This is a genomic window from Serratia sp. CY44782 (assembly GCF_052168715.1).
Classification (GTDB): Bacteria; Pseudomonadota; Gammaproteobacteria; order Enterobacterales; family Enterobacteriaceae; genus Serratia; species Serratia nevei.
Map to the genome: position 1 here is coordinate 303,321 of NZ_JBJNME010000005.1, position 14,368 is coordinate 317,688.

Annotated in this window: 11 protein-coding genes; 8 read left to right on the top strand and 3 right to left on the bottom strand. The window is 59.8% G+C overall.

From position 1 onward, the window contains the following. Positions 1–224 precede the first annotated feature (224 nt). From ACJ8HT_RS11800 to kdsA, 7 genes are all read left to right on the top strand, one after another. On the top strand, positions 225–1,397 hold the full coding sequence (locus ACJ8HT_RS11800; RefSeq protein ID WP_197651962.1) for an acyltransferase family protein: 1,173 nt from the start codon (positions 225–227) through the stop codon (positions 1,395–1,397). Between the two features lie 326 nt (positions 1,398–1,723). Continuing rightward, positions 1,724–2,986: a glutamyl-tRNA reductase gene (gene hemA / locus ACJ8HT_RS11805; RefSeq protein ID WP_033638164.1), complete on the top strand. Its 1,263-nt coding sequence runs from the start codon at positions 1,724–1,726 to the stop codon at positions 2,984–2,986. A 31-nt stretch (positions 2,987–3,017) separates the two neighbouring features. Beyond that, positions 3,018–4,103, top strand: coding sequence for a peptide chain release factor 1 (gene prfA / locus ACJ8HT_RS11810; RefSeq protein ID WP_033638166.1), 1,086 nt, complete (start codon positions 3,018–3,020; stop codon positions 4,101–4,103). Further along, positions 4,103–4,936: a peptide chain release factor N(5)-glutamine methyltransferase gene (gene prmC / locus ACJ8HT_RS11815; RefSeq protein WP_197651961.1), complete on the top strand. Its 834-nt coding sequence runs from the start codon at positions 4,103–4,105 to the stop codon at positions 4,934–4,936. Before prfA ends, prmC begins: the two co-directional genes overlap by 1 nt. A 44-nt stretch (positions 4,937–4,980) precedes the next feature. Then, positions 4,981–5,379, top strand: a complete 399-nt coding sequence (locus ACJ8HT_RS11820; RefSeq protein ID WP_049274255.1) for a SirB2 family protein — start codon at positions 4,981–4,983, stop codon at positions 5,377–5,379. Next, positions 5,376–6,185 carry an invasion regulator SirB1 gene (sirB1, locus tag ACJ8HT_RS11825; protein ID WP_004941083.1) on the top strand — a complete coding sequence of 270 codons (810 nt, stop codon included), beginning with the start codon at positions 5,376–5,378 and terminating at the stop codon, positions 6,183–6,185. Before ACJ8HT_RS11820 ends, sirB1 begins: the two co-directional genes overlap by 4 nt. A gap of 58 nt (positions 6,186–6,243) precedes the next feature. Continuing rightward, on the top strand, positions 6,244–7,098 hold the full coding sequence (gene kdsA, locus ACJ8HT_RS11830; protein ID WP_038872048.1) for a 3-deoxy-8-phosphooctulonate synthase: 855 nt from the start codon (positions 6,244–6,246) through the stop codon (positions 7,096–7,098). Positions 7,099–7,146: 48 nt separating this feature from the next. On the opposite strand, the gene dauA is transcribed toward kdsA, so the two are convergent. Together dauA and ACJ8HT_RS11840 are read right to left on the bottom strand one after the other, a co-directional pair. Further along, positions 7,147–8,835: a C4-dicarboxylic acid transporter DauA gene (gene dauA / locus ACJ8HT_RS11835; protein WP_060419372.1), complete on the bottom strand. Its 1,689-nt coding sequence runs from the start codon at positions 8,833–8,835 to the stop codon at positions 7,147–7,149. 232 nt (positions 8,836–9,067) lie between these two features. Continuing rightward, positions 9,068–9,553: a heme-degrading domain-containing protein gene (locus tag ACJ8HT_RS11840; RefSeq protein WP_047567963.1), complete on the bottom strand. Its 486-nt coding sequence runs from the start codon at positions 9,551–9,553 to the stop codon at positions 9,068–9,070. Positions 9,554–9,752: 199 nt separating this feature from the next. On the opposite strand from ACJ8HT_RS11840, the gene ACJ8HT_RS11845 reads away from it, so the two are divergent. Next, a complete protein-coding gene (locus ACJ8HT_RS11845) occupies positions 9,753–10,853 on the top strand; it encodes a GGDEF domain-containing protein (RefSeq protein ID WP_197651960.1) in 1,101 nt (366 codons plus the stop codon). A gap of 34 nt (positions 10,854–10,887) precedes the next feature. Here ACJ8HT_RS11845 and mfd read toward each other — a convergent pair whose 3' ends face one another. Beyond that, on the bottom strand, positions 10,888–14,361 hold the full coding sequence (gene mfd, locus ACJ8HT_RS11850) for a transcription-repair coupling factor (protein WP_197651959.1): 3,474 nt from the start codon (positions 14,359–14,361) through the stop codon (positions 10,888–10,890). Between the last annotated feature and the right edge of the window lie 7 nt (positions 14,362–14,368).

Below are 14,368 nucleotides of genomic sequence, written 5' to 3' on the forward strand. Positions count from 1 at the left end.
GTGGGATTATTATTAGGAAATACCTTAGGTGCTCATGTGCTTCTTTTCCTTCGTTTTGACGAGTAATGAATCTTAACTGATTGTTTTATTTTTTTTATTTTCGCTCTGGTGAAATGTCAAGGTGGCATTTCAACTAAATGTTTTCAATATGTTATTCAACTTTGCGAGATGGTGATGCTTAGAGTTGCTACTAATATTCCTAATTTGTTTATTAGGAATTTACTGTGGAAGTATCGACTTCAAAACAAGGGTCCAAGCTCACGTGTCTTGATTCGGTAAGGGGGATTGCCAGTCTGGTGGTTGTGCTTTCTCACTTGTCATTGATTTATTTTTTATATCTGCATAACTTCTCTGGGGGAAGTATTCCGGAAGGTTTTCCTGTTCAAAAATTTCTTCACCATTCGGTTTTCGGTTTTCTCTACTCTGGAACATCTGCCGTTTTTGTGTTTTTTGTCATGAGCGGGATCGTTTTATCTCGGGGTATTGAAAAAAGAAGTAATGAATATTACTGCGTAACATCATTTACGCGGTATTTCAGGCTGGCAATTCCAGCCATTTTCTCATGTGTGTTGATGTTTATTGTATTGTTTTTTATTTCTGCTGGCGACCAACGGATTCCTGGTGCATCCGACTGGCTTGAGCCATTCTTCATCAAGCGTTCATCGTTGTTTGACGCCTTTTCATATGGTGCTATAGGCGCTTTTATCGGCCCCCCTGTTTGGAGTGGGCACATATATAATCCTGTGTTATGGACTATGAAAATTGAGTTGATTGATTCATTATTTGTCTATGTCGCCTGTGTGCTTTTCAAAAGAAGTAAAGTTTTGTCACTTGCTGTTTTTTTCGTTTTATCAATAGCAATCTTACCGTTTAGTACTCTCATTGCTTTAAGTATGGTTTGTTTCTTTTGCGGGTTTGTTTATTCAGCGTTTGATGTAAATTACAAAAATAATCTGCTGGGTGCTATTTTGGTTATTGTTGGGCTGTATTTGGCTGGGATTCATAGCGATAGTGAAAGTTATCGTTGGTTAACCAATGTGGTTAAAGGACGTTCATATCTACTCTTCAATTTTATTTCTGGCATAATGATTGTTTATGGTGTGCTCACTAGTAATTTAATTAGCCGGGCTTTGGAGAATAATCTGTTGGTTTATCTGGGGAAACTTTCTTTCCCTATTTATGTCATTCATATTCCGGTGATCATGCTTACAATCTATTTAACTCGTGATTTGGCCACGACGTCTGTTGTCAGCATGTTGACTGTATCGGCCATTTCTCTGATTAGTACTGTGTTGTTAGCGCGGTTTGTTGTGCCGGTAGATGATTTTTCCATCAGCTTCTCGAAGCGCGTGTACAATAAAATCACCGGGCTGCGGATGATCAGGAGAACGGAGTAATTCACGACGTGCGTCGGGCCGCTCTGCTGAGAGCTCGACAGCCGTCCGGTCGAACGCATTTTTAATCCCGCACAGCGGAGTTTTTAGTTCATAATTTTGCTATGACATGCCGTTCTGTCAACGATTCGCGCGACGTCCTCTTGCGAGCAGTGAACATAAAGTGTCCGCTATTTTTACAACGTTATGAATTTATTAATTTTCATTGATTGATTTCATTGATAGCAACGATTGAACGGAAGATGCGGTTGTTACTTTTATTGATCACGCGCATCAAGTAGAATGCCGTTCAACGAGAACCCGTACCAATAGAAGTATTACTCGAAGCAATGACTCTGCTGGCGTTAGGTATAAATCACAAAACCGCTCCGGTTTCTCTGCGTGAAAGGGTGACCTTCTCGCCAGAGTCCATCGATGAGGCGCTGACCAGCTTGCTCCAACAACCGTTGGTGCAGGGCGGCGTCGTGTTGTCCACCTGCAACCGCACCGAGCTGTACCTCAGCGTAGAGCAGCAGGAACACATGCACGAGCAGCTGGTCGCCTGGCTGTGCGCCTACCACAACCTGCGCCCGGAAGAGGTGAAGAAAAGCCTGTACTGGCATCAGGGCAACGACGCGGTCAGCCATTTGATGCGGGTGGCCAGCGGGTTGGACTCATTGGTGCTGGGCGAACCGCAGATCCTCGGGCAGGTCAAAAAGGCCTTCGCCGAGTCGCAACGCGGCCAGTCGCTGTCCGGCGAGCTGGAGCGTCTGTTCCAGAAATCCTTCTCCGTCGCCAAGCGCGTGCGTACCGAAACCGACATCGGTGCCAGCGCGGTCTCCGTGGCTTTTGCCGCCTGTACCCTGGCGCGCCAGATCTTCGAATCGCTGGCCGATCTCAACGTCTTGCTGGTGGGCGCCGGTGAAACCATCGAGCTGGTGGCGCGCCACCTGCGCGAACACAAAGTGCGGCACATGATCATCGCCAACCGCACCCGCGAACGCGCCCAGCTGCTGGCGGACGAGGTCGGCGCGGAGGTGATCACCCTGCCGGAGATCGACGAACGCCTGGCGGACGCCGACATCATCATCAGTTCCACCGCCAGCCCGCTGCCGATCATCGGTAAGGGGATGGTGGAGCGCGCGCTGAAGGCGCGCCGCAACCAGCCGATGCTGCTGGTGGATATCGCCGTACCGCGCGACATCGAACCGGAAGTCGGCAAACTGGCCAACGCCTATCTCTACAGCGTGGACGATCTGCACGCCATCATTCAAAGCAACCTGGCGCAGCGCAAAGCGGCGGCGGTGCAGGCGGAGTCGATCGTGCAGCAGGAAAGCACCAACTTCATGGCCTGGCTGCGCTCGCAGGGTGCGGTCGAAACCATCCGCGACTATCGTTCGCAGGCCGACCAAATTCGCGCAGAGATGGAGGCCAAAGCGCTGGCCGCCATCGCGCAGGGCGCCAACGTGGAGCAGGTTATTCACGAGCTGGCCCATAAACTGACCAACCGTCTTATTCATGCCCCCACCAAATCCCTCCAGCAGGCCGCCGGCGACGGCGACGTGGAGCGGTTGCAGTTATTACGCGACAGCCTCGGGCTGGATCAGCATTAGTTTTCTCTATTAACAGGGTTTATTACCACGCATGAAGCCTTCTATTGTTGCCAAACTGGAAGCGTTACAAGAGCGCCATGAAGAAGTGCAGGCGCTGCTCGGCGATGCCGGCGTTATCGCCGACCAAGACCGGTTCCGCGCGCTGTCGCGAGAATACGCGCAGCTGACCGACGTCAGCCGCTGCTTCCTGGAATGGCGTCAGGTGCAGGAGGATCTGGAGACGGCGGAAATGATGCTGGACGATCCGGAAATGCGCGAGATGGCGCAGGAAGAGCTGAAACAGGCGCGGGCGGCCAGCGAAGAGCTGGAACAGCAGCTGCAGGTGTTGCTGCTGCCGAAAGATCCGGACGATGAGCGCAGCTGCTTCCTCGAAGTGCGCGCCGGCACCGGCGGCGATGAGGCGGCGATCTTCGCCGGCGATCTGTTCCGCATGTACAGCCGCTATGCGGAAAGCCGCCGCTGGCGCGTCGAAGTGATGAGCGCCAACGAAGGCGAGCACGGTGGTTTCAAGGAAGTGATCGCCAAAGTCTCCGGCGACGGCGTGTACGGCCAGCTGAAGTTTGAATCCGGCGGCCACCGCGTGCAGCGCGTGCCGGAAACCGAATCCCAGGGGCGCATCCACACCTCCGCCTGCACCGTGGCGGTGATGCCGGAAGTGCCGGAAGCCGAGCTGCCGGACATCAACCCGGGCGATCTGAAAATCGACACCTTCCGTTCCTCCGGCGCCGGTGGTCAGCACGTTAACACCACCGACTCGGCAATCCGCATCACCCACCTGCCGACCGGGATCGTGGTGGAGTGCCAGGACGAACGTTCACAGCACAAAAACAAAGCCAAGGCGATGTCGGTGCTGGGCGCGCGCATTCGCGCCGCCGAGATGGCCAAGCGCCAGCAAGCCGAGGCGTCCACTCGCCGCAACCTGCTGGGCAGCGGCGACCGTTCTGACCGTAACCGTACCTACAACTTCCCGCAGGGGCGGGTGACCGACCACCGCATCAACCTGACGCTCTACCGCCTGGACGAGGTGATGGAAGGCAAACTGGACATGCTGATCCAACCGATCGTGCAAGAGTATCAGGCCGACCAGCTGGCTGCGTTGTCCGCCGAGCAAGAGTGATGGACTATCAACACTGGCTGAAAGCCGCCGCCGCGCGTTTGACCCACAGCGACAGCGCCCGGCGCGATGCGGAAATCCTGTTGGGTTTCGTGACCGGCAAGGCCAGAACCTTCCTGATGGCGTTTGGTGAAACCCTGCTGACGCCGTCGCAGCAACAGCAGCTGGAGACGCTGCTGGCGCGCCGTGAACGCGGTGAGCCGGTGGCCTATCTGGTGGGCGAGCGCGAGTTTTGGTCGCTGCCGCTGTCGGTTTCGCCCGCAACGCTAATCCCGCGCCCGGATACCGAATGCCTGGTGGAACTGGCGCTGGCGCGTCTGCCGCCGCAGCCTTGCCACTTCCTCGATCTCGGTACCGGCACCGGCGCTATCGCGCTGGCGCTGGCCAGCGAGCGCCCGGATTGCTCGGCAATCGGCGTCGATGTGCAGCCGGAGGCGGTCGCGCTGGCGCAGCACAATGCGCACAAGCTGAAGATCGACAATGTCCGATTTTTACAGGGCAGCTGGTTTGCGCCCGTAGCGGGGCAGCGCTTCGCGCTGATCGCCAGCAATCCGCCCTATATCGACGCCGCCGATCCGCATTTGTCGCAGGGCGACGTGCGCTTCGAACCCGGCAGCGCGCTGGTCGCCGCCGATCAGGGGTTGGCGGATCTGGCCGCCATCGTGCGCCAGGCGCCGCACCATTTGCAGCCCCAGGGCTGGCTGCTGTTGGAACATGGCTGGCAGCAGGGCGAGAGCGTGCGCGCGCTGCTGCAGGCCGCCGGATTTTCCGCTGTCGCCACCCACCGCGATTACGGCGACAACGACCGCGTGACGCTCGGCCAATGGCCGGGATAAGCGCCTCTGATAATAACGACGCCCGAGCCATTTAAGGGAGCATCATGACTGCATACACCGCGTTGAAACATTTCCATTTGCTGACGGTCGCCATCAGCATTACCTTGTTTGTGCTGCGTTTCTTTTGGCAGTGGCGCCGCTCGCCGATCATGGACCGCCGCTGGGTCAAGGTAGCGCCGCACCTGAACGACACGCTGCTGTTCGTCAGCGGCATCGCGCTGGTGGTGACGTTCGGGTTTTATCCGTTGCTGGGTATGGACTCATGGCTGACCGAGAAGCTGTTTGGCGTTATTATCTATATCCTGCTTGGCTACGTCGCATTGGGCAAGAAGACCAAAAGTCAACGGCTGCGAACCGTGGCGTTCGCGCTGGCGTTGGGCTGCCTGTACCTGATAATTAAACTTGCCACGACGAAAATACCGTTTCTGATGGGATACCTATGAGTAGCATTGCTGATTTTGAATTTAACACCTCGCCGCTGAGCGAAGGGGTGATCCTGGTGTCGCAGTCGGTGCGGCGCGATTTCCCGGCCGCCGACGTGGAGCGCAAGCTGCAACAGCTGGTGGACGAAGCGCGCGCTGTGGTGCCGACCGATATCACTCAGGAGCAGCAATTGGATGCGCTCATCGAACTGTTTTACAAGACCTGGGGATTTGGCGGCGCCAGCGGCGTGTACCGCCTGTCGGACGCCATCTGGCTGGATAAGGTGCTGGAAGGGCGGCAAGGCACGCCGGTCTCGCTGGGCACCATCTTCCTGCACATCGCCAACGCGCTGGATCTGCCGCTGCTGCCGGTGATTTTCCCTACTCAGCTGATCCTGCGCGCCGACTGGCTGGACGAAGAGCTGTGGCTGATCAACCCGCTGAACGGCGAAACCCTGAGCGAGCATCAGCTGGAAGTGTGGATCAAGGGTAACCTGGGGTTGGGCGCCGAGCTGGAAGACGACGACCTCGACGAGTCGGAGAACATCATGGTGGTGCGCAAGATGCTCGATACGCTGAAGGCCGCCCTGATGGAAGAAAAGCAGCTGGAAATGGCGCTGCGCACCAGCGAAACGGTGCTGTGTTTCGATCCGGAAGACCCGTACGAGATCCGCGACCGCGGGCTGATTTACGCCCAGCTGGAGTGCAACCATATCGCGATTTCCGACCTCAACTATTTTGTCGAGCAGTGTCCTGAAGACCCGGTCAGCGAAGTGATCAAAGTACAGATCCACTCGATTGAGCCGAAACAGGTGACGCTGCATTAATTCAATGACTCCGTGCAGTTTGCAAGGCGACGGTTACAACCTTAACAAAGGCGAAAGCATGAAACAGAAAGTGGTTAGCATTGGCGATATCGACGTAGCAAACGATCTGCCGTTTGTGCTGTTTGGCGGTATGAACGTGCTGGAATCGCGCGATCTGGCGATGAGCATCTGCGAACACTACGTCACCGTGACGCAAAAACTGGGCATCCCTTACGTATTCAAAGCCTCTTTCGACAAGGCCAACCGTTCTTCCATCCACTCGTACCGCGGTCCGGGCCTGGAAGAAGGGATGAAGATCTTCGAAGAGCTGAAAAAAACCTTCGGCGTGAAAATCATCACCGACGTGCATGAAGCGGCGCAGGCGCAGCCGGTTTCCGAAGTGGTTGATGTGATCCAGCTGCCGGCCTTCCTGGCGCGTCAGACCGATCTGGTGGAAGCGATGGCGAAAACCGGCGCGGTGATCAACGTCAAGAAGCCGCAGTTCGTCAGCCCGGGGCAGATGGGCAACATCGTCGACAAGTTCAAAGAGGGCGGCAACGACCAGGTGATCCTGTGCGATCGCGGCAGCAACTTTGGCTATGACAACCTGGTGGTCGACATGCTGGGCATCAACGTGATGAAGAACGTGACCGGCGGCCATCCGGTGATCTTCGACGTGACCCACGCGCTGCAGACCCGCGATCCGTTCGGCGCCGCGTCCGGCGGCCGCCGCGCTCAGGTGGCCGAGCTGGCGCGCGCCGGTATGGCGGTTGGCCTGGCCGGCTTGTTCCTCGAAGCGCACCCGGATCCGAAAAACGCCAAGTGCGACGGCCCGTCCGCGCTGCCGTTGGACAAGCTGGAGCCGTTCCTGGCGCAGATGAAAGCCATCGACGATCTGGTGAAGAGCTTCCCGGAGCTGGATACCAGCAACTAAGCGCTCGTCGCCATAAAAAAAAGCCCGACTCGTCGGGCTTTTTTACGTTTAGGCGCCGGTGGCCGCCAGCGCTTCCGGCAGCGTCGGGTAGAACTGCAGGCGGCCCTCGATCGGCTGCACCCGCGCACGCGCCAGGGTTTTCAGCGGCTGGAACGGCACGTCGGTGATCACCAGCTTTTTGTCTGCCGGCAGCACGTCGATAAAGCGCCGCAGGGCGCTCAGGCCGCCGGCATCGAGCACCGGCACCGCATCCCATTGCAGCACGATCGTGCGGTAGCCTTCGCTGCGCGCCAGCAGTTCGGTAAAGATGCGCTCGGCGGCGGCGAAGAACAGCGGGCCGTTCACCCGGAGCACCAGGCGGCCGTCGCCGGCGCTCAGCTCACTCAGCCGCGTCATGCGGGCGATGCGGCGCATAAACAGCAGCGACGCCAGCACGATGCCCACGGTAATGGCGATCACCATATCGAACAGCACCGTCAGCGACATGCACAGCAGCAGCACCAGAATGTCGTCCTTCGGCGCCCGGCGCAGCAGATAAATCACCTTGTGCGCCTCGCTCATGTTCCAGGCGACCATCAGCAGCAGCGCCGCCATCGCCGCCAGCGGCAGGTAAGAGAGCCACGGTGCCAATACCAGCAGCGCCAACAGTACCAGCAACGCGTGGATGATGGCGGAGACCGGCGAAGTGGCGCCGGCGCGCACGTTGGCCGCCGAACGGGCAATCGCGGCGGTGGCGGTAATGCCGCCGAAGAACGGCGCGATGATGTTACCCGCACCCTGGCCGATCAGCTCGCTGTTCGAGTTGTGCTTCTTGCCGGTCATGCCGTCGAGCACCACGGCGCACAGCAGCGATTCGATCGCGCCGAGCATCGCCATCGAAAACGCCGCCGGCAGCAGGGCGGAAACGGTTTGCCAGCTCAGGGTGAACGGCTGCCCGCCGCCGCCCGGCAGATCCCAGGGCAGCAGCAGCTGCGGCAGGATCGGCGGGATGCCCTGGCCGCTGCTGCCGTCGGCCAGCAGGTAGCTGAAGCGCGAGCCGATGGTCGCCACCGGGTGGTCAAACAGCGCCAGCAGCCCCATCAGCGCGGTGCCCGCCAGCAGCGCCGGCAGGTGGCCCGGCACCCGCAGGCCGAGCTTGGGCCAGAAGATCAGGATCAGGAGCGTCACCGCGCCGATCAGGGTATCGCCGAAATCCAGCGTTGGCAGCGCCTGCAGCAGGGCGTACAGCTTGCCGACGTAATTTTCTGGCGTGTGCGCCAGCTGCAGGCCGAAGAAGTCCTTGATCTGCATGGTGGCGATGGTGATGGCGATACCGGAGGTAAAGCCGAGCGTCACCGGCAGCGGAATGTACTCGATCAGCCGGCCAAAGCGCGCCAGCCCCATCAGCAGCAGAAACACCCCGGAGATCAGCGTGGCGACCAGCAGGCCGGCCAATCCGAACTGCTGCGAAACCGGATACAGGATCACCACGAAGGCGGCGGTGGGGCCGGAGACGCTGTAGCGCGAACCGCCGCTGACGGCGATGACGATCCCGGCGATGGCGGCGGTATACAGGCCGTACTGCGGCGGCACGCCGCTGGCGATCGCCAGCGCCATCGCCAGCGGGATGGCGATAATACCGACCGTCACCCCGGCGATAGCGTCTTTCAGCAACCGCGCCAGGCTATAAGGTTCCCGCCAGCAGGCGTCTATCAGCGCGCTGAAGGGGCGAATTTTGTTTATTTCATGCGTTTTCATCTACGGTGCGTACCAAATCTTCAAAAGTGAAAGGAATGGCGGGCCCGATGAGGTCCGTCTTGTCACGTGACAGATACCATACGCCTTTTGTTCAGCGGATTACCAGACCTGTGTCAATTTGGCGCAGGAAATCAGAGAGTCGCCCTTTTGTTTGGCGCTAAATGCGGATAACAGATAAGTCAGCCGCAGATTCTGCGGCTGAAAAGGAAAGGAATAATCAAGGTTTTAACGGCTAGTGGAGCGCGGGCAGGGATAAGCCGAGAAAGTGGGCTAAAGTGCTTACCAGCAGCTGGTGATCTTCCTTCTGCGGCGCGCCGGAAATGCTGATGCTGCCGACGCAGCCGAGGCCGGTCAGAGTGAGCGGGAAGGCGCCGCCGTGCACCGAATAGTCGCGCACGCTCAGCCCGTAGCGCTCTTCCAGCGACGTTTGCCGCTGCTGCAGGCGCAGGCCGATGGCGTAAGAGCTTTTGTGAAAATGATTCACCAGATTGCGCTTGCGCCGCACCCAGTCGGCGATGTCCGGCGTGGCGCCCGGCATGGCGTAATAAAACAGCGTCTGCCCGGCCAGTTGGATCTCGATGGCGATGCTCAGGCCGCGCCGCTCGGCGGCGGTTTTCAGCGCCGCGCCCAGCTCCCAGGCGGTGGCGGCGTCAAAATGGGTAAAGGCCAGCGTCGCTTCCTGTTCGCTGAGCGCCTGCAGTTCATCGTCGATATTCATGCGGTTCTCCCCCGATAACACAAAGCACAGAGTAGCCTGAAGCGCGCATCGTGAGATAGACGGCTTGGCGATAAGATAGAACTGCTACTCTATTAATAGACTGTGTAAAATAGCCGCCGCCGAAGCGGAGACGACAGGGATGCGTTATTCAACGTCTGCATATCAACCCCTGGCGATCCCGAGGAGCCGCTGACTATTTATGACCTACATTGCGTCCATTCCCGCCATTTACAGCGACGCCTGCATCACCTACGCCACGCTGTCGGTAAGCTATTTCGTTCTCAGTAAAAATGCGCCGTTCTCCTATCGCTCTGCGCTGTGGAAGCGCGTCGTATTCGGCCTGTTGGCCGGGGTGGCGGTGCTGTATTTAAGCCAGGACCGGCTGGAGCTGACCGATAAGGTGCACTACAGTTTTTCGATGATTCCGATGATCCTGGTGACTTTTTTCGGCGGCGGCATCAGTGGGCTGGTGAGCTTTTTGTTCGCCATGGCGCTGACCGGCGGTTTCACCGTCGATAACCTGTTTATCGCCTCAATCCTGGTGCCGTTGCTGCTGTCGCGCGTGTGGCTGAAGAAATCCCACTGGGTGTTTTACCTGACGATCGGCGCCATCGCGCTGTATCGCATCGCGGTGGTGTGGCTGCTGGTGGACATGAGCGGGCTGTGGCTGGATGTGTTGCTGTACCAGGCGGTTTCCGCGCTCTGCCTGGCGATTTGCTACCATGCGCTGAATTTCAAAGAGCGCCATATCTACGCCTACTTCACGATGCGCGCCCGCGCCACGACCGACAGCCTGACCCATATCAACAACCGCGCCAGCGTCGATTACCACCTGATGCTGCAGCGCGCCGAACGCCGCCCGTGCGGGCTGATGATCCTCGATCTGGATGACTTCAAAAAGATCAATGACACCTACGGCCACCCGGCCGGCGACGTGCTGCTGGCCAGCGTTGGCCGGCTGCTGCAAAACAGCGTGCGCAACGAGGACTTCGTCGGGCGTTACGGCGGCGAGGAGTTTATGGTGATCACCGCCAGTTACGATCCGCTGGTTATCGGTGGGGTGGCGGAGCGCATTCGCAGCGCGGTGGAGAGCTCGACGTTTTTGCTGAATGCCCACGATGAAGCGCACATCACGCTGTCGATCGGCGTGTCGCTGTATCTGCCCGGCATGACGCTGGACAAGGCGATCGCCATGACCGACGAAGCGTTATATGAGGCGAAGCGCAGCGGTAAAAATCGGGTGGTGGCCAGCCGCGTGATGCAGCTGGCGCCGCTGGGCGCCGGTTTCTCGCGCGAATAAGCCGCCTCCCGCCGCGCCGGCGGGAGGCCTTGGCTCAGGTCGCCAGCGTGTGTTCGCGGAAGGCGTCCAGCAGTTCTTCGGTGAACGTCAGGCGTTTCTGGCGGTCGGCCAAATCGAGCGTGAACTTCAGCTTGCTCGGGCCGTCCAGGCGGTAAACCTGCGGATTGCCTTGCAACAAGCCGATCAGATAACCGGGATCGACGCGGTTGTTGTCGCCGAACTCGATAAAGCCGCCGCGCTCGTTGCTCTCGATGCGTTTGATGCCCAGTTTTTGCGCATGCAGGCGCAGCGCCGCGCACTGCAACAGGTTGCGCGCCGCGTCTGGCAACTGGCCGAAGCGGTCGATCAGCTCGACTTTCAGCTCATCCAGCTCGCCGTCGCTCTTCGCGCTGGCGATACGCTTGTACAGCGACAGACGGGTATTGACGTCGGGAATGAAATCTTCCGGCAGCAGCGCCGGCATGCGCAGTTCCACCTCGGTCTGGCTGCTGGTGAGATCTTCCAGCGACGGTTCGCGGCCGTTTTTCAACGCATCGACGGCGCTTTCCAACAGCTCCATGTAGAGCGAGAAACCGACGGTGGTCATCTGGCCGCTCTGGTCTTCGCCCAGCAGTTCGCCGGCGCCGCGGATCTCGAGATCGTGGGTCGCCAGCGCGAAACCGGCGCCGAGATCTTCCAGCGATGCGATGGCTTCGAGCCGTTTATGGGCGTCGGTGCCCATGGCTTTCGGGTTCGGCGTCAGCAGATAGGCGTAAGCCTGGTGGTGCGAACGCCCGACGCGGCCGCGCAGCTGGTGCAGCTGCGCCAGGCCGAAGCGATCGGCGCGCTCGATGATGATGGTGTTGGCGCTGGGGATATCGATGCCGGTCTCGATGATGGTGGTACACACCAGCACGTTGAAGCGCTGGTGGTGGAAATCGTTCATCACCCGTTCCAGATCGCGTTCGCGCATCTGGCCGTGGCCGATGGCGATGCGCGCTTCCGGCACCAGTTCCGCCAGGCGCTGCGCCGCTTTCTCGATGTTTTCCACGTCGTTGTAGAGGTAGTAAACCTGGCCGCCGCGCAGCACTTCGCGCAGGATCGCCTCGCGCACCACCAGGCTGTCGTATTCGCGCACGAAGGTCTTCACCGCCAGCCGTCGCGCCGGCGGGGTGGCGATGATCGACAGATCGCGCATGCCGCTCATCGCCATGTTCAGGGTACGCGGGATCGGCGTGGCGGTCAGCGTCAGGATATCGACGTCGGCGCGCATCGCCTTGATGCGTTCTTTATGGCGCACGCCGAAGCGGTGTTCTTCATCGACGATCAGCAGCCCCAGGTCTTTCCAGCGTAGATCGCTCTGCAACAGCTTGTGGGTGCCGATGATGATGTCCACTTTGCCTTCGGCCGCGTCGTCCAGCACCTGCTGCTGCTCTTTGGCGCTGCGGAAGCGCGACATCATTTCGATGCGGATCGGCCAGGTGGCAAAGCGATCGCGGAAGTTGTCGAAGTGCTGCTGCGCCAGCAGGGTGGTCGGCACCAGCACCGCCACCTGCTTGCCGTTTTCCACCGCCAGGAAGGCGGCGCGCATCGCCACTTCGGTTTTGCCGAAGCCGACGTCGCCGCACACCAGGCGGTCCATCGCCAGCGGCTGGCACATGTCGCTCAGCACCGCGTTGATCGCCTGTTCCTGATCCGGCGTGGTTTCGAACGGGAAGCTCTGGCAGAACAGCTGATACTGTTCGCGATTGTGTTTGAAGGCGAAACCGGCCTTGGCGGCGCGCTGGGCGTAGATATCCAGCAGCTCCGCCGCCACGTCGCGCACGCGCTCGGCCGCTTTCTGCCGCGCGCGCGTCCAGGCGTCGCCGCCCAGCTTGTGCAGCGGGGCGTTTTCGTCCGCGCCGCCGGCGTAGCGGCTGATCAGATGCAGCGAAGAAACCGGCACGTACAGCTTGTCCTCACCGGCGTAGGAGAGGATCAGGTACTCGGCCTTGATGCCGCCGGCCTCCAGCGTGGTCAGGCCGACGTAGCGGCCGACGCCGTGCTCCAGATGCACCACCGGCTGGCCGGGATGCAGCTCCGCCAGGTTGCGGATCAGGGTATCGGTATTGATGGTGCGCCGGTTGTCCTGCCGGCGGCGGCTGACGCGCTCGCCGAGCAGATCGCTTTCGCAGATCAGCGCCCGCTGGCGCAGGCCGTCGAGGAAGCCGTGTTCGGCGGCACCGACCATCATGTAACGGCCCGCCGTTTCCGCCTGATCGAGGCGCTGAATCAGCGCCGGCGCCAGCTTGATGCGGCCGAGCAGATCCTGCAGCGTTTCACGCCGCCCCTCGCTCTCGACGGAGAAAATCACGCTGCCGTCGAAGCCTTCGATAAAGCGCCGTAGGTTATCCAGCGGGGATTTATGCTGCGCTTGCACCGCCAGATCGGGCAGGGCATGGTAGTCCAGATTGGTATTGCCGGCCTTGGCCGGCAGCTCATCGGTTTTCAGCGCGATGCGCGGCCAGGCCTTCAGCTCGCCGAACAGCGCGTCGACGCGCAGCCACAGCGTATCCGGCGCCAGCAGCGGGCGCATCGGATCGACGCGGCGGCTTTCGTAACGCTGGTTGACGTCCTGCCAGAAGCGCTCGGCGGCGCCCTCCAGATCGCCGGTGTTGACGATCAGCGTATTGGCCGGCAGGTAGCTGAACAGCGACGGCAGCGGCTGGCTGAAGAACAGCGGCTGCCAGTATTCGATGCCGGCCGGCCAGGCGCTTTTGCTGACCTGCTGATAGATGTGCTCGGCGTCGCGGCGCACCTCAAACTGCTCGCGCCACTGGCTGCGAAACAGCTCGATGGCGTTTTTGTCGGTGGGGAACTCGTGGGCCGGCAACAGATTGATGGCCTCGACTTCGCTCAACGTGCGCTGGGTATCGACGTCGAAGATGCGCAGGCTGTCGATTTCGTCATCGAAGAAGTCGATGCGGTAAGGCTCATCGCTGCCCATCGGGTAAAGATCGAGCAACGCGCCGCGGGTGGCGAATTCGCCGTGCTCCATCACCTGATCGACGCTGCGGTAACCGGCCTGTTCCAGCTGCGCGCGCAGCTTGTCGCGCGACAGGCGCTGGCCTTTCTTCATCACCAGCGCGTGGCCGTGCAGGAACTCGTGCGGGCAGACGCGCTGCATCAGGGTGTTGACCGGCAGAATAATCACGCCGCGCGCCATGGTCGGCAGGTGATACAGGCTCGACAAACGATCCGAGATGATTTCCTGATGCGGCGAGAAGCTGTCGTACGGCAGGGTTTCCCAGTCGGACAGCGTGGTCACCATCTGGTCGGTGAACTGCTGGATCTCGTCGCGCAGCCGCAGGGCGTTTTGCATGTCCGGCGCGATCAGCATCACCGGGCCAGGGTGGCGTTCGACGATCTCGGCGCACTCCACGGCGCAGGCCGCGCCGGTCAGTTGCCCCAGCTGGCGCAGATCGCCCGCGCGATCGGGCAGAGAATAACGGGGGGATGAGGAACGGTTACGGCTATCGGAAGTGCTCATTCAGGTA